This window comes from Ensifer sp. ENS03 (assembly GCF_014852035.1).
In the GTDB taxonomy this organism is placed as follows: domain Bacteria; phylum Pseudomonadota; class Alphaproteobacteria; order Rhizobiales; family Rhizobiaceae; genus Ensifer; species Ensifer adhaerens.
Genome location: NZ_JACVAV010000007.1, coordinates 38,820 through 63,388, shown reverse-complemented (window position 1 = coordinate 63,388; position 24,569 = coordinate 38,820). Strand labels below are relative to the sequence as shown.

Genomic DNA, 24,569 nt, shown 5'->3' with positions numbered 1-24,569 from the left:
CCAGGTAAAAGCGAACGGCGGCCAGCGAATATCGACAACGTTCCGGGACCGCCGAAATGTTGGCGTGTTTTCGGCTCAGCCTGCACTTCAGGCAAGAAATAGCGTTTCGCCGTCGCTGTGTCCCGAACAAAAATCGTCTCCAGGGACTGCGAGAGCCGGCGGCAAGGAGCGCTGCCGCGAAGAAGGGCCGGGCAAGTCATTTTTCGCCCACAGAAGGAGATGCGTACGTGTTTCCCGGCGCGTGCCGAGGAGTGAGTGATGAGTATTCAATCTACGAAATCGGAACAGAAACTGGCTTGGGTGACGGGCGCAAGCTCGGGAACCGGGCGGGCACTGGCGCTCGCGCTGGTGCGGGAAGGCTATTCCGTCGTCGTGACGGCGAGAAACCACGACAGGCTCGTGGACCTGCAGCATGAAGCAGCAAGCGAAGGGCGGATCACCGTGCTCGACGGCGATGTCACCGACCCTGCCGACATGGAGCGGGTGATGGCGGCGATCGAATATGATCACGGGCACCTTTCGCTCGTGGTGCTGAACGCCGGGGTCGCGCTGCCGGTGCGCGGAGACGAGCTTCACCGCGAGGCCTTCGAGAAGAGCTTTGCCGTCAACCTCAACGGCGTCGTCAACTGTCTCTTGCCGGCGGTGGACCACATGAAGACGCAGGGGTACGGACACATCGCCATCGTCTCGTCGGTGGCCGGCTACGGCGGACTGCCGACCAGTGCCGCCTATGGCGCCACCAAGGCCGCGCTGATCAATATGGCGGAAAGCCTGAAGTTCGATCTCGACCGGCTCGGCGTCCGGCTGCAGATCATCAGCCCCGGCTTCGTCGATACGCCCGGGACCGCGCGCATTCGCTTTCTGCGACCGGCGCCGGTGAACAGTGAAGAGGCGGCAAGGCGCATCGTTGCCGGCCTGAAGTCGCGAAGGTTCGAAATTGCCTTCCCACGCCGGTTTGCCTACGCGGTGAAGCTCATGGACCTGCTGCCCTACAGCCTCTATTTCCGCCTGCTGAACTGGCTGACCCGCGGCAAGGCGGAGGCCATAGAAGGACAGAAGCGCGCCGGACCCGGCGGTCGTCCCCGTCAGGCGGTGTGAAGCACCAGCACCGCGCCGAAGATGAGCGCCAGTCCGACCCAGCCGATCGGCTTCAGCTTCTGACCGAACAGGAAGCGGCCGCAAATGGCCGTCCCGAAGATCCCGGTTGCGCCAAGTACGGCATAGGCGATGGCGAGCTCCATGCCCTTGATGGCTTCCGCCAGGAAGGCAAAGGCGGCGAGCACCAGCAGAATCGAAAGGATGCCCCAGCCGCGGCGGGCGAACCCTTCCGATTTCGTCGAGGCGAGGTTGGCCGCAATATCGAGGATGCCGGCCACGACCGCGAGAACGAAGTAGATGCTAGGCGCGCTCATCGGCGGCTCCTTCACGCGCTGCCTCGTCCTCATCATGATACTCGCCGGCATTGACGAGCAGGATGCCGACGATCGCCATCGAAAGCCCGAGCATTTCGCGTCCGGTCAGCACATGGCCGAAGACGAAAACCGAAACCAGGGTGATGATGGCGACGCCCGAACCTTCCCAGATCGCATAGGCGACGCCGACCGATATCGTCTTCACCGCCTTTGCCAGGAAGACGTAGGAGAGTGCGATCGAGACATACATGACGATGTGGCCGAGATAGGAGCCGCTTTCGGAAGCGGCCTTCATCACCGTCAGGCCCACCACTTCGGTCGCGATGGCGAGCGCGAGGAAAAACCATGCAAGACGCATGCTGTACCTTTGAACAGAAACTTGGATCGACCGCCTCTTAAGCGCTACGGGTGACGCGGTAAAGACGCGCCGTGCGCTTCACTCGAAGACGATCTGCCGGACGTCGATGTTGCGGGCACGGAACCCGGCCTCGCAGTAGTAGAAGTAGAACTCCCACAGCCGCTTGAAGCGCAGGTCGAAGCCGAGCGGCTCGATCCTGTTCCAGACCGCCCAGAACCGCTCCCGCCATTCGCCGAGTGTGCGGGCATAGTCGACGCCAAAGCCGAAGTCGTTGATCATCCGCAGGCCGACATTGCGGCCAAGCTCGACCAGATGCTCGCGCGTTGGCAGCATGCCGCCCGGGAAGACGTATTTCTGGATGAAATCCGGATTGGAACGATACTCCTCGTAGGATTCGGGCTTGATCGTGATGATCTGCAGTCCGGCCTTGCCCCCGGGTTTCAGGCACCGCTTCAGCTGCGAGAAATAGGTTGCCCAGAATTTTTCGCCGACGGCCTCGAACATCTCGATCGAGACGATGCGGTCATAGGTACCCCTTTCTTCACGATAGTCCTGGAACTTCAATTCGACCCGGTCGGCAAGGCCCGCACGCTGCATGCGTTCGCGTGCGAAGGCCAGTTGCTCGCGGCTGATCGTCAGCCCGGTGACCTTGCAGCCGATTTCCGTTGCCGCAAATTCGGCAAAGCCGCCCCAGCCGCAGCCGATCTCAAGCACATGATCGCCGGTGCGCAGGTTCGTCGCTTCCGCGAGCGCGCGGTATTTGGCTTTCTGCGCTGAGCGAAGATCATTGGCGCCCGTTGCATAAAGCGCAGACGAATAGGTCATGCTCGGATCCAGCCATTCGCTGTAGAAGGCGTTGCCGAGGTCGTAATGGGCCGAGATGTTGCGGCGCGCGCCGGAGTGGGTGTTGGCATTGCGCCAGTGCAGGAACTTGTCGAAAAGGCGCAGGAGCCCGCGCGCACGGTTCGGAAAATTCCTGCCGATTTCGGCGTTGACGAGGAACAGTTCGAGAAAGGCGCCGACATCGGGACTGTCCCAGTCGCCGTCGATGTAGCTTTCCGCAGCCCCGATGGTGCCGCCCGAGATAGCACGCTGCGGCAGGTTCCAGTTGTTGAGGTTGAGGATGGCGCTGGGGCCGGCCCTGGCGCCTTTGATCACCAGCCTGCGGCCGTCTGGCGTGGCAAGCATCAACGTTCCCACTTGAAGGTGCACCAGGGCGCCAAGCACCATGCGCGCCTTGAGCGGAAATTCCCGCACGGCCGTCGCCAGATTTTCGGAAGATAGCTCCACCGCACCGGCAAATGCAGCAAAATCGGCTTCCAGGTTACGCATACACCACCCCCTCAGCTGTTGCATCCGTAACGTGAGCCTAGCCGCAATCGGGCGAGACGCCAACTGAGGAATTCTACCGGAGGCTCTACGTATCCTCGGAGAGTCCCGCTGCGCTTGTGATCTGCCGGAAGGCTGCCAGTGCCCGATCGCGGGCAAGGGCATGGTCGACGATCGGTTTCGGGTAGGTCGTGCCGAGTTCGATGCCGGCTTCGGCAAGGGTCGTGGCGGGCGCTGCAAAGGGGCGATGGACATAGCGCGGGTGGAGGCGCTCCAGCTCTGGCACGAAGCGCTTCACATAGAGACCGTTGGGATCGAATTTCTCCCCTTGCAGGAGCGGGTTGAAGATGCGGAAGAACGGTGCGGCGTCCGCGCCCGATCCGGCGACCCATTGCCAGCTTGCGGCATTGTTGGCCGGATCCGCGTCGACCAGCGTGTCACGGAACCAGGCTTCTCCCTTGCGCCAGTCGACGAGCAGGTCCTTGATGAGAAAGGAGGCGACAATCATGCGAACGCGATTGTGCATGTAGCCGTGGCGCCATAGCTGGCGCATGCCGGCATCGACGATCGGGTATCCGGTGAGCCCGCTGGTCCAGCGGGTGAAATCGTCCTCGTCGTTCAGCCAATGGAAGCGGTCGAATCGACGGTCGAGGTTGCGGCGGCCAAGCTCCGGATAATGAAACAGCAGATGATAGGAGAATTCGCGCCAGGCGAGTTCCTTGCGGAAGGTGGCCGCCCCTTCGCCGCTATCGGCCTGGCGCCCAGCTGCCGCATGCCAGGCCTGCGCAGGCGAAATTTCGCCAAAGGCGAGATGAGGCGAGAGCAGGGATGTGCCATCCGCGTCGGGAATGTCGCGGCAGCGTTTGTAGGCGTCGAGCTTCTCATCGACGAATTCTTCGAGACGGGTGGCCGCACCGTCTTCGCCCGGCGTCCAGACCTCGCTGAATGTCGCCGCCCAGTCCGGTTTCGTCGGCAGCAGCGACCAGTCGTCAAGGCGTTCCGATCGCGGCCATGCTCCCGGGGCTGCGATATGGTGCGGCCGGTCGATCGGCGGTGCCAGCTCGTTTTTTAGTTCGAGCGCGCGCCAGAACGGCGTGAACACGCGGTAGGGGCCGCCCGTCGTCGTCAGCAGCCGCGTGGGCTCATGCAGCAATTGTCCTGCAAAGCTCTCCGCGATGATTCCCCGCTCGGCCAGCGCCTTCTTGAGCGCGGTATCCGTGGCGATGCCGTTCGGGTCGTAGCGCCGGTTCCAGTAGATGCGCTCCGCACCGCTTGCGCGCGCAATCTCGACAATCACGTCAAGCGGCGCGCCTGATCGAAGAACGAGGCGAGAAGCGGGCCGCGCGAGACTTGCGCCCAAGGCCTCGAGCGAATGGTGCAGCCACCACGCCTGCGCCGCCCCGAGCGGACCGTTGCCGCTGTCGGCGGGTTCGCGAATATAGAGGGGAATGACGGCTGCCTCGCCGGCGGCAGCCGAGAGGGCGCGATTGTCGGCCACGCGGAGATCCTTGCGGAACCAGACGATGATGGGCGGCGCCGCGGCCTTTGTCATGAAGAACCATCGGGAGGTTGGGGATTGATCACCTGGAGAACATAGGTGCAAAATGAAAAAGAGCCATTCGCATCGCTGCAAATGGCTCTTTTAGAAAGTGGCTCCCCGGGCCGGATTCGAACCGGCGACCTGTCGATTAACAGTCGAATGCTCTACCGCTGAGCTACCAGGGATCATCCGCGCCGCTGTTGTGCTGTGCGCTTCAGAAGTGAGGCTGCTAATACGCATGCTTTTCTGATTTGCCAAGCGCTTTTTTCAAAAAAAATGACAAGTTCCGTTGCGAGGCTGTGGAGAAGTCCCCAATTGTGGGAAAACACGCCGGATAGGGAATGATGAATAAAAACAGGAAGCAGACGCATTTCGGCATTGATCCGCAAACACGACAGATCGTGCTGGGCAAATGGCGTATCGCGCTGCCCGACTCACCGCTGCTGCGCATCCTGCTGGGTTCGCTGCTGGTGTTCTGCGGTTTTCTCGGTTTCTTGCCCGTGCTGGGCTTCTGGATGATACCGTTGGGCCTGATCGTGCTTTCCCACGACATTCCCTCGGTTCGCCGCCGCCGTCGTCGTCTGGCCGTCTGGTGGGCGCGCTGGCGCGGGAAGGCCAACTCGTCGAACGGCTCCTGAGGCGGACGCCGATTTAACGATCTTGTTGTCGAGGGCAGGGCGGTCGGCAGTTTTGGCCGTCCCGTAGCAATTCCGAATCTCTCAACAAGGGCCGTGGCCGCGCAGGCGAATGACCGGTTCCTCGCGGTCTTCCGCTCTGTTGGGGTGCCCTCGAAAACTTTTCGGCAACCCATCAAACGCATAATGCGGTCTCGAATCAGGATGGGGACCGATGGCCAAAGCCACTACGAAACGTCGACGCCGCAGTTCGGGCCGAAGCACCAGCAAACAGGGCGGCATGGCGCCGTGGTATCTGGCCGCAGCGCTCACCCTTGGCGGCGTCATGGTCTACGACCATCGCGCCGAGTTGCGGCACTGGCCGGTGGTTTCGGATGTCATGGCCTTTGCATCGCGATCGGAAACGAAGCCGAAGCCTCAGCGCGCGGTTCCTGAAGCGCAGGAGCGCGTTGCGCAGCAGGCGGATAGGCACAAACCAAATCCGAAGCCCAACCCGGCGACGAAGGTTGTCCTGGCCGCCCCGGTGCCGTCGGTGAATGTCGGCGTCACGCCGCCAACCCCTCTCGTGCGGCCGAATGAAGAGGTGAAGACGGCATCCATCCGTACCGATCAGTTCTATTTTTGCGGCATTCGCAACGACAACTGCGTGATCGATGGCGCGACCTTCGTCTTCCATGGCGAGACGATCCGCGTCGCCGATGTCGATGCACCGCGAATCCGCCAGGCAAGCTGCGACAAGGAGCGTTCGCGCGGCTTCTACGCCAAGCAGCGCCTGCGCGAATTGCTGAATGCTGGCGACTTCAGGCTGATCTCGGCGGGAGGGCGATCAGATGCCAAGGCCGGCGAGAAACTGCGCCTGGTCACACGCGGTGACCAATCTCTTGGACGTGTACTCGTTTCCGAGGGGCTCGTGCGGCCGTGGGAAGGGCGCCCGACGCCCTGGTGCTGAGATCAGCTGGGAGACGATCGGCGGACATCGTCGATCGTTCTGTGGAAAGTATCCGTCCTGCAATTCGACGGCGCGTTTTTCAGAAAATGCCTCTTGCGGTTTTTCTGCAATCATTCTAAATCCGCGCCAACGCTTGGTTATCCGAGCTGTGAGGCCTCGTGGCGGAGTGGTGACGCAGAGGACTGCAAATCCTTGTACCCCGGTTCAATTCCGGGCGAGGCCTCCAATAATCTCACCTCGTTAAATTTGGTTTGGCGTTCTGCCTTAGGGCAGCGCGGTAAAATTCGCGACCCCACGTCCGCGCAAGCCACGTCTCCTATGCCTCCGTCGGATCTTATCGCTTCGGTGAATTCGGTAGAGGGGGAACGATGACTCCGCTGAGATCAACCGCATCGGTAGCGTCCGTCAACATTAAGAACGGAGGCAATGGCATCAATGAAAAAGAGACTGATCCTGACGGCGTTGGCGTGTTTTGCGGCGACCGCTATGGAGGCGCGCGCGGACGACCTGGTTTTCCAGCTGAAGAACAACACCGGCGCGGTACTGACGAATTTCTATACGTCGCCGGTCGGCGTCAATGAATGGGAAGACGATGTTTTCGGTCGGCAGGTCCTGAACCCCGGCGAGAGCATGGAGATCACCATATCCGACGGGCGGGACGTCTGCAAATACGACATGCGATTCGAATTCGAGGAAGGCTCGGCCCTCGATACGACCGAGGACACGCAGGATCTCTGCGAACTCGGCGAATACACGATCCACGAATAAGCGATCTGGATTTCAGGTCGCCTTAAATGGAAAGAGCCTCGCCACTTTCTGTGGCGAGGCTCTTTTGATTCGGCGTTCTGCCTGGAATTCAATGGTAGCGGCGGATCAGCCCGACGAGCTTGCCCTGGATCTTCACGCGATCCGGTCCGAAAATGCGCGTCTCGTAGGCGGGGTTGGCCGCTTCGAGTGCAATCGACGCGCCCTTGCGACGGAAGCGCTTCAGCGTCGCTTCCTCGTCGTCCACGAGCGCCACGATGATGTCGCCGGGATTGGCCGAGTTGCCGTTGCGGATGATCACCGTGTCGCCATCGAAGATGCCGGCCTCGATCATCGAATCGCCCTTTACTTCGAGGGCGTAATGCTCGCCGCTGCCGATCATGTCGAGCGGAACGGTAATGTCATGGGTGTTGTTCTGGATCGCCGAGATCGGCACGCCGGCAGCGATGCGCCCCATCACCGGGACGGAAACAGACGTGCTTTCGGCGACCGGCGCCGGCTTCGGCGTGGCAGGAGCGGCGGCCGGCGGCTTTCCGAGGCTGCCCTCGATCACGCTCGGCGAGAAGCCTCTGCGCGGCTGTTGCTGGCCGGCGGCGTAGGCTTCCGGAAGCTTGATGACTTCGAGCGCGCGCGCCCGGTTCGGCAACCGGCGAATGAACCCGCGCTCTTCGAGCGCCGTGATCAAACGGTGAATGCCGGACTTCGACGCCAGGTCGAGCGCGTCCTTCATTTCATCGAAAGACGGCGGTACGCCCGACTCCTTCATGCGTTCGTGGATGAACAGAAGCAATTCCTGTTGCTTGCGGGTCAGCATGGCACGTCGCTCCAGAGGCGTGAAACAAATCAAGAACAGACACTATCTGTTCCATATGTGTTCCGCAAGTGCCTAAAATTCCGTGAATTCAGGCAATTGGCTGCTTCTGTGGGGGGCGATTGGTCACTTTTGCGGGAGCGGGGCGGTTTTCGGCGACGGTTGCGTCCCAAAACAGCGCCGGGCAGGCCGGTCGCGCGCGTGATTCGAACGAATCGCGGCTCTCTTCGCGGAGAGACTTAAGTCGCTTGCGAGGCCGAGCAGGCGTCTTCGAACTCCTTCACCGTTTCGGCGCTGTTGTCTTCCGGAAGCACTGCGTCGGCCGCATCGGTCGCAACGGGCGTATCGCCGTCATAAACGAAGGACTGGATGTAGAACGCGAGCGCGCCCTTCCAAACATTGCGTCCATCGATCTGATGGCACGGCACGGCCCGTTCGAAATCGGTCTGGAGTTCATCCACCGTCGCGGCACTGAGCTTGACGTCAGGCATATTGGGCGATGCGACTATCGAAGCGAGAAGCAGGGCGGCAAGCACGGTGATCGTCCACTTGATGAAGGGGTGGGACTACGGGGTGGTAAACGATGTGAACCGCGCTTTCGTTCCGAAGTCCAGCAAGCATGGCGATCACTCTGCCTTGTTCAACAGCTCTTTGCCCGCAGGCTGTGGCTGATTTGCGCCAGCCGCTCCATCTCAACCTCGTCTCGGCCGTTCTTTATGGACCGGCGCGGAGAATGCATCGGAGCTGCCAGCTTTCGCATCGGGCCTGGGGCGCGCAAAAATCCCTGCGGGGAAGGGCCTTCACCGTCTCGACAGGCCTCTAAAAAAAGATAACTTTGCGTGGAAAGTGGGGTGGTTGCATGCATAGATTGTCGTTGGTGGTGCTCGGCCTGTTGCTCACGGCTGGAGCGGCGTCTGCTGAAGAAGGGCGTTCGAATATCTGGAAACGGATCAACGCCTGGACGGTGGGATCCGATCCTTCCCTGGGAGGCTCGTGTTACGCGGCGACGAGCTATGACGCCGGCGCTATCCTTCGTATCGGCTTTTATCCGCGGGGATCGACGAACCTGGCGTTTCTTTCGATCGGCAATGCCGAATGGAAATCCATCGAGCCGCAGCGGGAATACGATGTTGCCTTGCAGCTCGACCGTGGTCGTCAGTGGCCGGCCGTTGCGTTCGGTGTTGATCTGACCGGAGCCAAGGCCCTTGTCGTCAACTTTTCCAACACCGACTTCTTTACCGAATTCGTTCGCAAAAACACCTTGGCGCTGGCCTTCGAGGGGCGCGTCGTCGCGAGCCTCAGCCTGCGTGATTCGATGAAGGCGGTAAGCGAGATGTTCAAGTGCCAGGAGGCGGTGAGCGCCTTGATCCCGAATGGCGGTCAGGGAGCGGCGAACGATCCCTTTGCGGGCGCCGGTGGCAATGCGCCGAACAACGATCCCTTTGCCGGCGGCGGCCAGACCAAGTCGTCGAAAGATCCTTTCGCCATGTGATGGGCGCGTCCGCTTGCCGCAGAGAGGTGAATATTCCTAAAATATTGCCTGGGATCGGCTAGGCACCCTCGACAGTGACGGGGGGACCTATCAAAATGCGGGCAAACGGGGGTTTTGCATGCGTAGATTGCTGGTCGGATTGGTAAGCTGTCTGATCGCCGCGGGATCGGCCGCGGCTGAGGAGTCCGAAATCATCAAGTGGAAGGATGTCGACGGCTGGACCGTTGCATCCGACACCTCGATGGAGGGCTCCTGCTTCATCTCGTCGGTATTCGACGGCGGGGTCACCTTGCGCCTTGGGTTCTATCCCAAGGGCTCCGAGTCGCCGCTCTATATGAGCTTCGCCAGCGACGACTGGAGGTCGCTCGAGGTCGGCAAAGAGTACGACCTGACCTTCCGCTTCGACAAGACCGATCCCTGGAGCGCCTCGGCGACCGCCGCCGGTGATGCGAGCGGAAAGTTTCTGTTCGTGAACGTCACCGACGCCGAGTTCCTGACGGGCTTCGTGCGCAAGCGGGCCTTGGCCATCGCGTTTGAAGATCGCGTCATCGCAAATCTCAGCCTGCGCGGCACCGGCCCGGCGGCCGACGAGCTGATGAAATGCCAGCGGGCGGTCGACGAGATCATCGCCGACGAGGGCCGCAAGTCCAAGGAGAAGAAAGCCGACCCGTTCAGTGCACCGAGCGAGAAGCGATCGGCGCGGGATCCGTTCAGCCTCTGAAAACAGGTGGCCACGGGATCGGGCAGCGTTTCGCGAAGGCCGGACGGTGGCTTAGCATGGTGGTGTCCCCAGAGAGACTCGAACTGGCGATCTGCTGATGACAAATCAGCCGCTGTTCCGATACCTCGGCAACCGGGCACCTTCTGATCGTTTTGGTGGAGCCGAAGGGAGTCGAACCCTCGACCTCCGCAGTGCGATTGCGGCGCTCTCCCAACTGAGCTACGGCCCCGTAGCATTCAGTCAACACGACCGGCGCCGATCCTGTCAATACGCGCGCCAGCGCGCCCGCTCGAACGCCGTTGCACGATATGCGTTGTTCGATCCGGCCGGGCGCCGAAGGCGGTCGGTCTCTGAACCGCTTCTGCACTCCACCCATTGTCGAACTCTGCCGGCGGGTTTACGCTGCAACCTGACGATGGCGCTACGTGAACCACGTTGAAGTGTTGGCGGTATACGCCAAGCAGGAAATGACGTCCGGGCACTGGCTGTGAGCGCCATGATGCTCGAGCCAATTACACGATTTTCGTATGTGAGATAGGCCCCTGCCGGCCCACTGTTCCCATAAGAAACCTCTCCGTGGCCCGGCGATTGGAGGAGGATTGGCAAATGGCTCAGGCGATGAAGGCAGCCGTCGTTCGGCAATTCGGCGCGCCCCTGACGATCGAAGAAGTGGCGGTGCCCACGCCGCAGCCGGGACAGATCCTCGTGAAGTACGAAGCAACGGGCGTTTGCCATACCGATCTCCATGCTGCAAATGGCGACTGGCCGGTGAAGCCCAGCCCACCGTTCATTCCCGGGCACGAGGGGGTCGGCTATGTCTCGGCGGTCGGCGCCGGTGTCAAAAGAGTGAAAGAGGGCGACAGGGTCGGCGTTCCCTGGCTTCACAGCGCCTGCGGCTACTGTCCGCATTGCCGCACCGGTTGGGAGACGTTGTGTGCGGCCCAGTCGAACACGGGATACTCGGTCAACGGGACGTTCGCCGAATATGGCCTGGCGGATCCTGATTTCGTCGGCAGCCTGCCCAATGGGCTGGAGTTCGGTCCTGCCGCGCCGGTTCTGTGTGCCGGGGTCACCGTTTACAAGGGGTTGAAGGAAACGGAAGTCCGTCCCGGTGAATGGGTTGCCATCTCCGGCATCGGGGGGCTTGGCCACATGGCCGTGCAGTACGCAAAGGCGATGGGCATGCATGTCGTCGCGGCGGACATCTTCGACGACAAGCTGGCACTTGCAAAGCAATTGGGCGCCGACCTGACAGTCAACGGCAAGGCCAAGGATGCGGTCGAGCAGGTGATCAAGGCCACCGGCGGCGTGCATGGAGCGCTTGTGACTGCAGTCTCGCCCGCTGCGATGGAACAGGCGTTCGGTTTCCTGCGTTCGCGCGGCACCATGGCGCTCGTCGGCCTGCCCCCAGGTATGATCTCGGTGCCGGTCTTTGAGACTGTTCTTAAGCGCATCACCGTGCGTGGATCGATCGTCGGCACCCGCCAGGACCTGGAAGAGTCGCTCCAGTTCGCCGCTGAAGGCAAAGTCGCGCCGCATTTCTCGTGGGATAGTCTCGAGAATATCAACGAGATCTTCCGCCGCATGGAAGCCGGGAAGATCGACGGTCGCATCGTGATGAGCCTGCAGTAATCGACTTTGACAGGCCCGGCTGGTCGAGGCTCGCCGGGTCCGTGTCGATGCCCAAGCGACACGTGTCGAGCATTTACTCTTATGCGCCTTCCTTAGATCGCCGGTCACCAGAGGGCCGTCGGGCGAGATGCCGATAGACCTTTTGCAGAAAGGAAATGGCAATGAGCAAAGGCATGTTCTCAGACCAGCATGCACTGTCCAGGCGCGATCTCCTGCTGGTGGCGGGAACTGCGGCGGCCACGCTAACAGCCTACAGTCATGCTGCCCGTGCCGCGCCAGGCCCAAGCAACCTCGTGATCAACGACGTGAAGCGGGATGAGGACGTCTTTGCCTATATCAGCAGGATCAAGGGCGGCTTTGACGAGACGACCTATCGGCAGGTTCTGGGATGCGCGAATGCGTTCAAGGAAGGAGACCAGACGATCGCCGTGGCTGCGGAAAATGATACGTCCCGAACGAACGCCCGAGCCCTCCTGGCAAGAACGAAAATCACAGACCTCGATCAGCACCCGCTGTTTGAGGACGATCTGCAACGACTGATTTGGCAGACCACCGACAGGGCTCAACAAGAAAAGCTGAAAGACTGGACGATGGGCCAGCTGAAGGAGTTTCTTCTGACCAAATCGGAAGATGAGATCAAAGGCGTCATGTATGGCCTGACCAGCGATACCATCGGCTGCGTGCCGAAGCTGATGAGCAATGAAGAGTTGATCACCGTCAGCCAGAAGATTTTCAATGTCATGCCCGGCACCAAGTTGGGCGCCAAGGGATACATGGGCGCACGTATCCAGCCGAATTCGCCGACCGACCACCCCGACGACATCATGTGGCAGGTCTTCGATGCGTTTTCCTATGCGACCGGCGACATCGTCATCGGCACCAACCCGGTGGACAGCACCGTCGACAGCGTCGTCACGGTGGAGCGGGCGCTCAAGGACATCGTGGATACGTTCAAGCTGGTCGACGTCATTCCGTGGTGCGTGCTCGCTCACATCGACGTCCAAGGTGAGGTAAGCGAAGACTTCCCCGGCACAGTTTCCACCGTGTTCCAGAGCCTTGCCGGTACGGATGATTGCAACAAGATCTTCGACATCACCAATGAGAAGATCCTGAAATATGCGCGCGCCAAGGCAGGGGAGCGGTACGGCCTTTACTTCGAAACCGGACAGGGCTCGGAATTCACCAACGGCGCGGCAAACGGCGTCGACATGATGGTGCTTGAGTCCCGGAAGTACGGGTTCAGCCGGGCTGTCGGCATGGAGCTTGCGAAAGTGCAGCCGAAAGGCGCATGGCTGCATGTCAACGACGTCGCCGGCTTCATTGGGCCGGAGGTCTTCAAGAGCCGAGAACAACTCGTTCGGTGCTGCCTCGAGGACATGGTCATGGGCAAGCTCCATGGGCTGACCATCGGTCTCGATATATGTACGACCCTGCACATGACCGTCAGCCTGGACGATCTGGATTGGTGCCAGGATCAGATCATGCCGGCCAATCCGGCCTATCTGATTGCTCTGCCGACCAAGAACGACCCGATGTTGAGCTATCTCACGACCGCATTTCAGGACCACGTACGCGTGAGGGATAAGTTCGGCTTCAAGGTCAACGATGCGATGTGGGATTTCTACAAACGCCTTGGAATTGTCGGCAAGGACAACAGCTACACGTCAAAATACGGCGATCCTCTTTGGGTCTATTATCAGTACCGCCTCGCCAAGGGGGACAAGCGCTCCAAGGACGCCGTTTACGCCGAGGGCAGGCGGATGATGACGGAGGTCGAGGCAAGAGGCGTCGACCTGGCCACGGGCCACGGTGAGAAGATATGGGATCTCAACCCGACGCTCGCGACGAAAGTGAGGGGTCTTTATGACGACGCCAAACTCTCTCTTTGGGCCGAGCTTACGCCGGAGTTCATAGCGGCAGTGCCCAGCGTCGTTCCGGTTCGCACCCTGTCCAAGGACCGGAACGACTACATCGCGCATCCGACGACCGGTGAAACGCTGAGCCCGGACTCAATCAGGGCGATTGACGCGATCAGGACGTCCTGGAAAGGCGATATGCCCAAGGGCCAGATTGTCATCTCAGATGGTCTGAACGCCAAGGCCATCATGGATGACGGCCATCTTTCGCCCTATCTGGAGGAGATGCGCAGGCTGCTCGGCGATGCCGGCGTGTCGGTGAGCGACAAGAATATCCTGGTCACCAGCGGCAGAGTGCGGGCCGGCTACCGGATTGGCGAGATGCTGTTTGCCGACGCCGATCCCAACACGTTTCGCGGAATTCTCCACATCATCGGCGAGCGGCCCGGAACCATGCACCACGCCTACTCGGTCTATATCACCGTTGCGAAGGGCAAGCGTTGGGCTGAGAAGGATATCGATCACGATATGACGAAGCTGGTAAGCAACGTCGCCGATACCGCACTCGCACCCAAGGAGGCGGCGAAGGAAACCCTGACCATTATCCGGGAGATCATCGGCAAGGACGTAAACGGCAGCCGGCGATTCGGGTGACCACAAACGCGCTACAGGGCAACAAGGGCGTCCGTCCGGAATAAGCGTCGGGCCGTGTATACCGCAGGGGCAGCCGCATACTCTCGCTTTCGGGCCCCCAAATCGCGGTTGCTTCTTCGGATCGTGGCTTTCCGGCGTCAGAATCGCTTCTTTAGAAAGTAGCGCGCAATCGCCCCATCACCGCCTTCAAGCTCGCCGAAAACTTCGAAGCCGAGTTTTTCATAAAAGGGCCTGGCCTGGAATTCGAAGGTGTCGAGCCAAAGGCCGACATAGCCGCGCTGGCGTGCGATCTTCTCCGCTTCTTCGACAAGGCGCCGGCCAAGGCCCTGGCCGCGGTACTCATCAGGGACGGCGAGGTAACGGATAAAGGCCCAGCCATAGCCATCCGTCGCATAGAGCCCGCCCGTCGCGACTTTCGTCTCCGGATCGCGAAGCACGATTGCAAAACCGGGCAGATCGACCATGCCGCTATGGGCATCGTTATAGGCATCCAGCGGCGCAACGATGCCGCTGAGGTCATTCTGACTGGGGTCTTCGAGAAGGATGGCTATGATCGGGGTGAGCATGATGGGAACTTGGTCGAATGGCGGTTCGGTCTATAAATTCTCGTTTTGTTCTCTAGAGAAATCCAACCCGAGGAAAACCTCGGGTTGGCAATGATGGTGGTCGTCGTCGTCATCAACGACGGGCCGCTTAGCTGCAGCCGCTCGTCGCGCCGCAGGTGTCGCACTTCTCGCAGGTACCGTTGCGCACCATCGTGAAGTTTTGGCATTCGGTGCACATGTTGCCGGTGTAGCCCTGCATGATCGAGCGGGCGCGGCGCTCAGCTTCCACCTTCTTGGCGTCCGACTTGGCCGATGCCGCTTCGGCGGCCGCCTTGTCGGAGAAGAGGGCGGTTACTTCCTGCTCGACTTCGTCGGCGATCTCTTCTGCCAGTTCCGCAGCGCGCTCTTCATAGTCGCGCTTGAAGGCGACGATTTCGGACGTTGCGATCGCCGTCGTCGTCTCGATCTTGCGCACCGTGTTTCCGGCGATCGCCGTCACGGTTGCGCCAGAGGAGGCGCGGGCAGGGGCTGCCGTCGACGAGCCCTTCGGCTCGCTGGAGGCCCGGTCACCGGTGCCGCCGACGATCGTCGGCTTGTAGCCGCGGGTCCAGCCGGTCGAGATCAGGTTGGTCTTGCCTTCCTGAATGCCCTTGCCGAGCGCGGTGTTGCCGAAGTCGGAGGTGTCGACATGGGCGAGGTCGTGACGGCCGAGATAGGAAACCGCCAGTTCGCGGAAGACGTAGTCGAGGATCGACGTCGCGTTCTTGATCGCGTCGTTGCCCTGGACCATGCCGGCCGGCTCGAACTTGGTGAAAGTGAAGGCCTCCACATATTCTTCGAGCGGCACGCCGTACTGCAGGCCGAGCGAGATGGCGATGGCAAAGTTGTTCATCATCGCACGGAAGGCGGCCCCTTCCTTGTGCATGTCGATGAAGATCTCGCCGAGGCGGCCGTCACCGAATTCGCCGGTGCGCAGATACACCTTGTGACCACCGACGACGGCCTTCTGGGTGTAGCCCTGGCGGCGGTTCGGCAGCTTTTCGCGGGCGCGGATCACCTTCTCGATGACGCGCTCGACGATCTTCTCGGTGATGGTGACGGCCTGGGCGGCGGCGGGCGCCTGGATCAGATCCTCCAGCGCATCCTCGTCCTTGTCGTCCTCGATCAGCGAGGCGTTCAGCGGCTGCGACAGCTTGGAGCCGTCACGGTAGAGCGCGTTTGCCTTCAGCGCCAGCTTCCACGAAAGCATGTAGGCGTTCTTGCAGTCCTCGACGGTCGCCTCGTTCGGCATGTTGATCGTCTTGGAGATCGCGCCCGAGATGAACGGCTGGGCGGCCGCCATCATGCGGATGTGGCTTTCGACCGAGAGATAACGCTTGCCGATCTTGCCGCAGGGGTTGGCGCAATCGAAGACGGGCAGGTGCTCGTTCTTCAGGAACGGTGCACCTTCGAGTGTCATCGCGCCGCAGACGTGAATGTTCGCCGCTTCGATGTCCTTCTTGGAGAAGCCCATGTGGTCGAGCAGGTTGAAGTCCATCGCAGCGAGCTGTTCGTCGGAGACCTTCAGCGTGCCCTTGAGGAAGTCGGCGCCGAGCGTCCACTGGTTGAAGACGAACTTGATGTCGAAAGCGGACTTCAGGGCGGCGTTGACGGCTTCCACCTTCTCGTCGGTGAAGCCCTTGGCCTTCAGCGTCGACGGGTTGATCGCCGGAGCCTGGTTCAGGTTGCCGTGACCGACTGCGTAAGCTTCGATTTCGGCGATCTGGCTTTCGCTGTAGCCGAGAGAGCGCAGCGCTTCCGGAACGGCGCGGTTGATGATCTTGAAGTAGCCGCCGCCGGCGAGCTTCTTGAACTTGACCAGCGCGAAGTCAGGCTCGATGCCGGTCGTGTCGCAGTCCATGACGAGGCCGATCGTGCCGGTCGGCGCGATAACCGTTGCCTGGGCGTTGCGATAGCCGTGCTTTTCGCCGAGTTCCAGTGCCTTGTCCCAGGCGCTCATGGCGTGGATGACGAGGTCCTGGTCCGGATTGTCGGCATGGATGAGCGCGACCGGGTTGACCGAAAGCGCTTCGTAACCGGTCGTCTCGCCATAGGCGGCGCGGCGATGGTTGCGGATGACGCGCAGCATGTTGTCGCGGTTTGGCGCAAAGCCCGGGAACGGACCGAGCTTTTCGGCCATCTCGGCCGAGGTGGCATAGGAGACACCGGTCATGATCGCCGTCAGCGCACCGGCGATGGCGCGGCCTTCGGTCGAGTCATAGGGAATGCCCGAGGACATCAAGAGGCCGCCGATGTTGGCGTAGCCAAGGCCGAGCGTGCGGTATTCGTAGGAAAGCTCGGCAATCTCGCGGGACGGGAACTGCGCCATCATGACCGAGACTTCGAGAACGATCGTCCACAGGCGGACGGCGTGCTCGTAGTCTGCGATGTTGATGCGCTTGGTCGCCGCATCCTTGAACATCATCAGGTTCAGGGAGGCGAGGTTGCAGGCGGTGTCGTCGAGGAACATGTATTCCGAGCACGGGTTCGATGCGCGGATCGGGCCGGCAGCGGGGCTCGTGTGCCAGTCGTTCATGGTCGTGTTGAAGTGCAGGCCCGGATCGGCCGACGCCCAGGCGGCGTAGGAGATCGATTCCCAGAGGTCGCGTGCCTTCAGCGTCTTCATGACGCGGCCGTCCTTGCGGGCGGTCAGGTGCCAGTCGCCATCGGCTTCGACGGCGCGCAGGAAGTCGTCCTTGATCGAGACCGAGTTGTTGGAGTTCTGGCCCGAAACCGTGAGGTAGGCTTCCGAATCCCAGTCGGTGTCGTAGGTCTTGAACTCAAGGTCCTTGTAGCCTTGCTTCGCGAACTGGATAACGCGCTGGACGTAGTTTTCCGGAACCAGCGCCTGCTTGGCCGCGCGGATCTCGCGCTTCAGCGCCGGGTTCTGCTTCGGGTCATAGCAGGCGTCGTCGGTGCCTTCGCAGTTGACGCAGGCCTTCATGATCGCCTTCAGATGCTTGGCGACGACCTTGGAACCGGTGACGAGGGCGGCAACCTTCTGCTCTTCCTTGACCTTCCAGTTGATGTATTCCTCGATATCCGGATGGTCGATGTCGACGACGACCATCTTGGCGGCGCGGCGGGTGGTGCCGCCCGACTTGATGGCACCGGCAGCACGGTCGCCGATCTTCAGGAACGACATCAGGCCGGAGGACTTGCCGCCGCCCGAGAGCTTTTCGCCTTCGCTGCGCAGATAAGAGAAGTTGGAGCCGGTGCCAGAACCGTACTTGAACAGGCGCGCTTCACGCACCCAGAGATCCATGATGCCGCCTTCGTTGACGAGATCGTCACCGACCGACTGGATGAAGCAGGCATGCGGTTGCGGATGCTCATAGGCCGACTTGGACTTGGTCAGCTTGCCGGTAAAGGGGTCGACATAGAAGTGGCCCTGGCCGGGGCCGTCGATGCCGTAGGCCCAGTGGAGGCCTGTGTTGAACCATTGCGGCGAGTTCGGCGCGACGCGCTGGGTGGCGAGCATGTAGGCAAGTTCGTCCTGGAAGGCCGAAGCGTCTTCCTCGGTGTCGAAGTAGCCGCCCTTCCAGCCCCAATAGGCCCAGGTGCCGGCCAGGCGATCGAAGACCTGACGGGCATCGGTTTCGGAACCGTACTGCTCATCCTTCGGCAGCGCCTTCAGCGCATCCGTGTCGGGAACCGCGCGCCAGAGGAAGGAGGGGACATCGTTCTCCTCGACGCGCTTCATCTTGGCGGGAACGCCGGCCTTGCGGAAATACTTCTGGGCGAGAATGTCGGCGGCAACCTGGCTGAACTGAGCCGGCACGTCGATATCGGCAAGGCGGAAAACGATCGAACCATCGGGGTTCTTGATTTCACTCGTAGCCTTGCGGAATTCGATCTCCGCATAGGCGGATTGCCCGGCTTTTGTGAAACGACGTTCGATCTTCATTGTCCCTGGTCCTTCGTGTTGCCTAGCGCCCGCCACAGGCGCAATTGTCCCCGCCCGGCCGCGAGGGCATCCCGCAGCCAGTCTCAGCTTCCGTCCTTGGAGAGAAACCCATAACTGGGTGACCCTGTATCTTGTGAGATAGGCTGTCTGCAAATACTAAATATAGTATCAACAACTTCTTGATGCCAGCCAAATATTGCCCCGGTGGACCCGAAAAATCGCACAGAAATCCTCAGGGCGACCCCATGGTGAAATCCATGACTGCCGCCTTTCAGAACCGCCGATTTGGGGAGAGGAACCGGGACTTGAACAATCCGGTCCGCCGCCGTTGCAACGTGAAATCCATTAACCGTGAATCGTCCGGAGGCGTCAAGGGGTGGTTTGTGACGGAAGTTTGAGCCCTAGATGTTGTGTGGACCGGCTGTGGAAAACGGGGACATCGGTCAACGCCATGAAAATCAGGCACTTCCGGAGGTTGCCTGTGAGACTGACGCAACGGTCGGCACGCAATCGAAATTTTGACGGGTAAAAACCCGCATAAAAAGTGTCCCTTACGGCAGGCTCGGTTGCATCGGTGAAAGCGATATGGGTGGGGCAGTGATTCGTTTTTTGGCGCTCCCGTAAGCACCGGCATTTGGTTCGCAGCCGACGTCGGCGCGGCCTCGGCACGCCTGAACATCAACGCCTTGCGACAGGCCCGAGACTCCAAGCGTGGTGGGGCTCTCGGGCGCGGATGCGCCCTAGGCGGGCCAGACGCGTCTGCGCGCGGTCTGGCCCTGCTGATCTCAATCGACGCGCTTTTGCAGCTCGCGTGCGCCGTTCGGCGCATTCACCTTGCCCTCGGTGATGAAGTAGGCAAACACGTCACGCGGCTCCTTCTTGGCCGTGCGATCAGGCGCACTTTTTTCAAGCCCACTCGGCTCGTCGCCCGCCGCAAACGCCTTGGCACGCTCGGCCCAGAGGTCGAGCTTGTCGGCAGCATAGCAAGTCTTGATGTCGTCGCTGCCCTTTTGCAGGCGCAGATAGACAAAATCGGCAGTGACATCGGCGATCATCGGATAGTCCGCATGCTCGGCGAGCACCACGGCGACGCCGTATTTCTCCAACAGGGAGACAAAATCCGGAGACTGAAAGGTCGGGTTGCGGACCTCGACCACATGGCGCAGCGGCAAGCCGTCCTGCTTATCCGGCAGAAGCTTCAAAAAGCCTTCGAAATCGTCGGGCTCGAACTTCTTCGTCGGCGCAAACTGCCAGAGGATGGGGCCGAGATGAGGCCCAAGCTCGGTCAGTCCCTGCGTCAGGAATCGCTCCATGGATTCACCGGCTTCCGAGAGAACCTTGCGGTTGGTGACGAAGCGGCTCGCCTTCAGGGAGAAGATGAAATCATCAGGCACTTCCGACGCCCACTTGGCGAAGGTCTCCGGCTTCTGCGACGAATAGTAGGTGCCGTTCACCTCGATTGCCCGCAACTGCTTGCCGGCATATTCGAGCTGTCGCTTCTTTGCCAGCGTGTCGGGATAGAAGGTGCCTTCCCAGGGCTCGAAGGTCCAGCCGCCGATACCAACGCGGATCTTTCCGGATTTTGCCATGCCATCCTCCTCAACAACGGCCATCGCTTGACCGCGTGCTTTTCAGTCTTTGATCGATTTCGTCATGTCCACGAGTGCCCACCCTGGACGATAGGGATTGGGTCGGCGACCCGTTTCTTGAAATCCATAGGCGCGATAGAGCGCGATGTTTCGCTCCATGCGCGAATTGGTGTAGAGCCGCACCTCCGGCAAGCCCCACTCGGCTGCTTTGGCATCCACGAAGCGCAGCAATTCGATGCCGAACCCCTGGCGCTGATAGGCCGGGGCAACCGCAAGGCTGAAGATCATAAGGTGATCGGCGTGCCGTTCGAAAACGGCAAGCGCCGAGACAACCTCATCTCGCTCCCGAAGCCAGACCTCGTCGCGAAGGATGCGAGGCGCGTAGTCCTCGGTGACCGGGAGCGGCGGCCCACCAAAGAGCGTCCGATAGGGCTCATAGGCCGCCTCCGTCACGCTTTGCACGGCGGCCAGATCTTCCAGACGAGCAGGCCGCATCATGCCGTGATCACTCCTAAAGCGCGCCGACCAGATCGGCAGACTTACTCTGCTGCTTCGACCTTCTTCATCGGCCGGCGCTCCAGCAGCTCCTTCAGGAACTGGCCGGTATAGGACCGCTTTTCCTTGACCACGTCTTCCGGCGTGCCCTTGGCGATGACTTCGCCGCCGCCGTCGCCGCCTTCAGGGCCGAAGTCGATCACCCAGTCGGCAGTCTTGATGACTTCGAGATTGTGCTCGATGACGACGACCGAATTGCCCTGGTTGACGAGCTCATGCAGAACTTCAAGAAGCTTAGCGACATCGTGGAAATGCAGGCCGGTGGTCGGCTCGTCGAGAATGTAGAGCGTGCGACCGGTCGAGCGCTTCGACAGTTCCTTGGCGAGCTTGACGCGCTGAGCCTCACCGCCCGAGAGCGTGTTGGCCTGCTGGCCGACCTTGATATAGCCGAGGCCGACCTGGTTGAGCGTGACGAGCTTGTCGCGCACCGAGGGAACGGCGGCGAAAAAGTCGACGCCTTCCTCGACGGTCATGTCGAGCACGTCGGCGATCGACTTACCCTTGAAATGCACGTCGAGCGTTTCGCGGTTGTAGCGTTTGCCGTGGCAGACGTCGCAGGTGACGTAGACATCCGGCAGGAAGTGCATCTCGATCTTGATGACGCCGTCGCCTTGGCAGGCCTCGCAGCGGCCGCCCTTGACGTTGAAGGAGAATCGGCCCGGCTGATATCCGCGTGCCTTGGCTTCCGGCAGACCGGCGAACCAGTCACGGATCGGCGTGAAGGCGCCGGTATAGGTTGCCGGGTTCGAGCGCGGGGTACGACCGATCGGCGACTGGTCGATGTCGATCACCTTGTCGATATGCTCGAAGCCATCGATGCGGTCGTGCTCGGCCGGGTTTTCGCGCGCGCCCATGATGCGGCGGGCGGCGGCCTTGTAGAGCGTCTCGATCAGGAAGGTCGACTTGCCGCCGCCGGAGACACCGGTAACGGCGGTGAAGACGCCGAGCGGGATCGAGGCGGTGACGTTCTTCAGGTTGTTGGCGCGGGCGCCGACGACGGTGATTTCCTTTTTCTTCTTCGGCTTGCGGCGTTCGGAGGGAACGGCAACGGAAAGCTCGCCGGACAGATACTTGCCGGTCAGCGATTTCGGATTGGCCATGATGTCCGACGGCGACCCTTGCGCGATGACTTCGCCGCCGTGGATGCCGGCAGCCGGGCCGATATCGACGACATAGTCGGACGTCAGGATCGCGTCTTCGTCATGTTCGACGACGATCACCGTGTTGCCGATGTCGCGCAGATGCCGAAGCGTGTCCAGCAGGCGGGCGTTGTCGCGCTGGTGCAAGCCGATCGACGGCTCGTCGAGCACGTAGAGAACGCCGGTGAGGCCGGAGCCGATCTGCGAGGCCAGCCGAATGCGCTGGCTTTCACCGCCTGAGAGCGTTCCGGAATTGCGCGACAGGCTCAGATATTCGAGACCGACGTCGTTGAGGAAGCGCAGTCGGTCACGGATCTCCTTCAGGATGCGGACGGCGATTTCGTTCTGCTTGGCATTCAGATGCTCCGGCAGGACCTCGAACCAGTCGCGTGCAACGCGGATCGACATTTCGGTCACCTGACCGATATGCAGCTTGTCGATCTTGACCGCCAGCGCCTCCGGCTTCAGGCGGAAACCGGCGCAAGCCGGGCAGGGCGCAGCCGACATGTAGCGCTCGATCTCCTCGCGCGCCCAGGCGCTGTCGGTTTCCTTCCAGCGGCGCTCGAGGTTGGGCACGATGCCCTCGAAGTTCTTGGTGGTGTTGTAGGAGCGGGCACCGTCCTCGTAATGGAAGACGATCTTCTCTTCCGTTCCGTGCAGGATCGCGGTCTGTGCCGCAGTCGACAGCTCGTTCCAGCGGCTGCCGAGTTTGAAGCCAAAGACCTTGCCGAGCGCTTCCAGCGTCTGGTTGTAGTATGGAGAGGAGGATTTCGCCCAGGGCGCAATTGCGCCGTCGCGCAGCGTCCGGTGCTCTTCCGGCACGATCAGCGCCGTGTCGATCTTCTGCTGGCTGCCGAGACCGTCGCAGGTCGGGCACGCGCCGAAGGGGTTGTTGAACGAGAACAGCCGCGGCTCGATCTCGGAAATGGTGAAGCCGGAAACCGGGCAGGCGAACTTTTCCGAAAACAGCACGCGCTCGTGGGTTTCGTTCAGCGACTTGTTGGCCGAGCCGCCGGCAGCGGTCTCTTCGGGTGGCAGCGGCTTGTCGGCGAATTCGGCGACTGCGAGGCCATCGGCGAGCGTCAGGCAGGTCTCAAGGCTGTCGGCAAGGCGCGAGGCGAGGTCGGGCCGCACGACCACGCGGTCGACCACGACGTCGATGTCATGCTTGTACTTCTTGTCGAGTGCGGGCACCTCGGCGATCTCGTAGAAGGTGCCGTCGACCTTGACGCGCTGAAAGCCCTTCTTCATCAGCTCGGCGAGTTCTTTCTTGTACTCGCCCTTGCGGCCGCGCACGAGCGGCGCAAGAATATAGAGGCGCGTGCCTTCGCCGAATTCGAGCACCCGGTCGACCATCTGGCTCACCGTCTGGCTTTCGATCGGCAGACCCGTCGCCGGCGAATAGGGCACGCCGACGCGCGCAAAGAGCAGGCGCATATAGTCGTAGATTTCGGTGACGGTACCGACCGTCGAGCGCGGATTGCGCGACGTCGTCTTCTGCTCGATCGAGATCGCCGGAGACAGGCCGTCGATCTGGTCGACGTCCGGCTTCTGCATCATCTCGAGGAACTGGCGCGCATAGGCCGAAAGGCTTTCGACATAGCGACGCTGGCCTTCGGCATAGATCGTATCGAAAGCAAGCGACGACTTGCCCGAGCCGGAAAGGCCGGTCATCACGATCAGCTTGTTGCGCGGCAGATCGAGGTCGATGCCTTTCAGATTGTGCTCGCGCGCACCACGAATGGAGATGGTCTTGAGTTCACTCATCGGAAGCCAGCTTTTGCATGTCGGTTGAAAGCCCCCTATGTAATGACGCTAACGCCCATGTCGAGGCGCAATCGGCAAAACAGGCGGCCAATTCGAGTCGGTTGACAGGATCATAGCCAAATACTAGAACAAATAAAGAACAAATCGCCCATAAAACGACCAAAACTGTTGTGGATTATGTGCGAGGCGGGGCGTATCGGCGGCATCAGGCCGCTAAGATGCGCGCTCTTGAAATTCCAAGCCGGGTCCATGGCCCGGTGAAACCACGGGAAAAGCAACATGGCTGGAAGCGTCAACAAGGTGATCTTGATCGGAAATGTCGGGGCAGACCCGGAAATCCGGCGCACGCAGGACGGCCGGCCGATCGCCAACCTGCGCATTGCAACGTCGGAGACCTGGCGCGACCGCAACAGCGGTGAGCGCAAGGAAAAGACCGAATGGCACACGGTCGTGGTCTTCAACGAAGGCCTCTGCAAGGTTGTCGAGCAATATGTGAAGAAGGGCGCCAAGCTCTACATCGAGGGCGCGCTGCAGACCCGCAAGTGGCAGGACCAGAACGGCAACGACCGTTACTCGACCGAAGTCGTGCTGCAGGGCTTCAACTCGACGCTGACCATGCTTGACGGCCGCGGCGAAGGCGGCGGCTCCGGTGTCAGCCGTGGCGGCGGCGGTGGAGCGGGTGACTTCGGCGGCGGCGGCAACTATGGCGGCGGCGGTTACGACGATTACGACCAGCCGCGCCAGTCCTCTGGCGGCGGTCGCTCGGGCGGTGGCCAGGGCGGTCAAGGCGGCCAGGGCGGCGGCTTCTCGCGCGACATGGACGACGATATCCCGTTCTGATCGCAAGCGGATCCTGTTTACAGAAAAAAACGCC

At 61.2% G+C, this 24,569-nt stretch carries 20 protein-coding genes and 3 tRNA genes; 10 read left to right on the top strand and 13 right to left on the bottom strand.

Annotated features, from left to right (window positions below; translation table 11 throughout):
* The first annotated feature begins 255 nt into the window (after window positions 1-255).
* Complete coding sequence (locus IB263_RS22490; protein ID WP_192439032.1) at window positions 256-1,098, top strand: SDR family NAD(P)-dependent oxidoreductase; 843 nt, start codon at window positions 256-258, stop codon at window positions 1,096-1,098.
* Here the strand turns inward: IB263_RS22490 and IB263_RS22485 are convergent.
* The 5 genes from IB263_RS22485 to IB263_RS22465 all read right to left on the bottom strand — a co-directional run bounded on the left by IB263_RS22485 (window position 1,086) and on the right by IB263_RS22465 (window position 4,824).
* Window positions 1,086-1,412 carry an SMR family transporter gene (locus IB263_RS22485; RefSeq protein ID WP_034791131.1) on the bottom strand — a complete coding sequence of 109 codons (327 nt, stop codon included), beginning with the start codon at window positions 1,410-1,412 and terminating at the stop codon, window positions 1,086-1,088. The two genes, IB263_RS22490 and IB263_RS22485, sit on opposite strands and share 13 nt — an antisense overlap.
* Window positions 1,399-1,770, bottom strand: coding sequence for an SMR family transporter (locus IB263_RS22480; protein ID WP_060517105.1), 372 nt, complete (start codon window positions 1,768-1,770; stop codon window positions 1,399-1,401). The genes IB263_RS22485 and IB263_RS22480 overlap by 14 nt, the downstream gene beginning before the upstream one ends.
* Window positions 1,771-1,848: 78 nt before the next feature.
* The gene (locus IB263_RS22475) at window positions 1,849-3,102 is read right to left on the bottom strand and encodes a cyclopropane-fatty-acyl-phospholipid synthase family protein (protein WP_192439031.1); all 1,254 of its coding nucleotides are present in this window, start codon (window positions 3,100-3,102) and stop codon (window positions 1,849-1,851) included.
* Window positions 3,103-3,187: 85 nt separating this feature from the next.
* Window positions 3,188-4,651 (bottom strand): deoxyribodipyrimidine photo-lyase, encoded by a 1,464-nt coding sequence (locus IB263_RS22470; RefSeq protein ID WP_192439030.1) that lies wholly within the window; start codon window positions 4,649-4,651, stop codon window positions 3,188-3,190.
* A gap of 98 nt (window positions 4,652-4,749) precedes the next feature.
* Window positions 4,750-4,824, bottom strand: a tRNA-Asn gene (locus tag IB263_RS22465).
* Between the two features lie 159 nt (window positions 4,825-4,983).
* Between IB263_RS22465 and IB263_RS22460 the strand changes: the two genes are divergently transcribed.
* The 4 genes from IB263_RS22460 (at window position 4,984) to IB263_RS22445 (ending at window position 6,991) form a co-directional block, all read left to right on the top strand.
* Window positions 4,984-5,277, top strand: a complete 294-nt coding sequence (locus IB263_RS22460) for a hypothetical protein (RefSeq protein WP_034791391.1) — start codon at window positions 4,984-4,986, stop codon at window positions 5,275-5,277.
* A 211-nt stretch (window positions 5,278-5,488) separates the two neighbouring features.
* The gene (locus tag IB263_RS22455) at window positions 5,489-6,223 is read left to right on the top strand and encodes a thermonuclease family protein (RefSeq protein ID WP_063894943.1); all 735 of its coding nucleotides are present in this window, start codon (window positions 5,489-5,491) and stop codon (window positions 6,221-6,223) included.
* A 152-nt stretch (window positions 6,224-6,375) separates the two neighbouring features.
* A tRNA-Cys gene (locus tag IB263_RS22450) sits at window positions 6,376-6,449 on the top strand.
* Between the two features lie 200 nt (window positions 6,450-6,649).
* Window positions 6,650-6,991, top strand: a complete 342-nt coding sequence (locus IB263_RS22445; RefSeq protein ID WP_371814182.1) for a hypothetical protein — start codon at window positions 6,650-6,652, stop codon at window positions 6,989-6,991.
* A gap of 88 nt (window positions 6,992-7,079) precedes the next feature.
* Here IB263_RS22445 and lexA read toward each other — a convergent pair whose 3' ends face one another.
* Together lexA and IB263_RS22435 are read right to left on the bottom strand one after the other, a co-directional pair.
* Complete coding sequence (gene lexA / locus IB263_RS22440) at window positions 7,080-7,802, bottom strand: transcriptional repressor LexA (RefSeq protein WP_034791199.1); 723 nt, start codon at window positions 7,800-7,802, stop codon at window positions 7,080-7,082.
* 236 nt (window positions 7,803-8,038) lie between these two features.
* Window positions 8,039-8,335: a hypothetical protein gene (locus IB263_RS22435; protein WP_034791202.1), complete on the bottom strand. Its 297-nt coding sequence runs from the start codon at window positions 8,333-8,335 to the stop codon at window positions 8,039-8,041.
* Between the two features lie 338 nt (window positions 8,336-8,673).
* On the opposite strand from IB263_RS22435, the gene IB263_RS22430 reads away from it, so the two are divergent.
* Entirely contained in the window at window positions 8,674-9,291 is a 618-nt protein-coding gene (locus IB263_RS22430; protein ID WP_060539237.1) for a hypothetical protein, read from the top strand.
* 127 nt (window positions 9,292-9,418) lie between these two features.
* Complete coding sequence (locus tag IB263_RS22425; protein ID WP_060582150.1) at window positions 9,419-10,012, top strand: hypothetical protein; 594 nt, start codon at window positions 9,419-9,421, stop codon at window positions 10,010-10,012.
* Window positions 10,013-10,165: 153 nt separating this feature from the next.
* Here the strand turns inward: IB263_RS22425 and IB263_RS22420 are convergent.
* Window positions 10,166-10,241 (bottom strand) — tRNA-Ala (locus tag IB263_RS22420).
* 377 nt (window positions 10,242-10,618) lie between these two features.
* Here IB263_RS22420 and adhP point away from each other — a divergent pair.
* Window positions 10,619-11,644, top strand: coding sequence for an alcohol dehydrogenase AdhP (gene adhP / locus IB263_RS22415; protein ID WP_034791206.1), 1,026 nt, complete (start codon window positions 10,619-10,621; stop codon window positions 11,642-11,644).
* Between the two features lie 161 nt (window positions 11,645-11,805).
* Window positions 11,806-14,154, top strand: coding sequence for an ethanolamine ammonia-lyase (locus IB263_RS22410; protein ID WP_192439028.1), 2,349 nt, complete (start codon window positions 11,806-11,808; stop codon window positions 14,152-14,154).
* Window positions 14,155-14,291: 137 nt separating this feature from the next.
* On the opposite strand, the gene IB263_RS22405 is transcribed toward IB263_RS22410, so the two are convergent.
* The 5 genes from IB263_RS22405 to uvrA form a co-directional block, all read right to left on the bottom strand.
* A complete protein-coding gene (locus IB263_RS22405; RefSeq protein WP_192439027.1) occupies window positions 14,292-14,720 on the bottom strand; it encodes an N-acetyltransferase in 429 nt (142 codons plus the stop codon).
* Window positions 14,721-14,847: 127 nt separating this feature from the next.
* Entirely contained in the window at window positions 14,848-18,645 is a 3,798-nt protein-coding gene (locus tag IB263_RS22400) for a vitamin B12-dependent ribonucleotide reductase (RefSeq protein WP_089045908.1), read from the bottom strand.
* 785 nt (window positions 18,646-19,430) lie between these two features.
* Entirely contained in the window at window positions 19,431-20,234 is an 804-nt protein-coding gene (locus tag IB263_RS22395) for a DUF72 domain-containing protein (protein ID WP_034791394.1), read from the bottom strand.
* Between the two features lie 42 nt (window positions 20,235-20,276).
* Window positions 20,277-20,729, bottom strand: coding sequence for an N-acetyltransferase (locus IB263_RS22390; protein WP_192439117.1), 453 nt, complete (start codon window positions 20,727-20,729; stop codon window positions 20,277-20,279).
* Between the two features lie 44 nt (window positions 20,730-20,773).
* On the bottom strand, window positions 20,774-23,695 hold the full coding sequence (gene uvrA / locus IB263_RS22385) for an excinuclease ABC subunit UvrA (RefSeq protein WP_089045909.1): 2,922 nt from the start codon (window positions 23,693-23,695) through the stop codon (window positions 20,774-20,776).
* Window positions 23,696-23,974: 279 nt separating this feature from the next.
* On the opposite strand from uvrA, the gene IB263_RS22380 reads away from it, so the two are divergent.
* A complete protein-coding gene (locus IB263_RS22380) occupies window positions 23,975-24,535 on the top strand; it encodes a single-stranded DNA-binding protein (protein ID WP_034791264.1) in 561 nt (186 codons plus the stop codon).
* Window positions 24,536-24,569 lie beyond the last annotated feature (34 nt).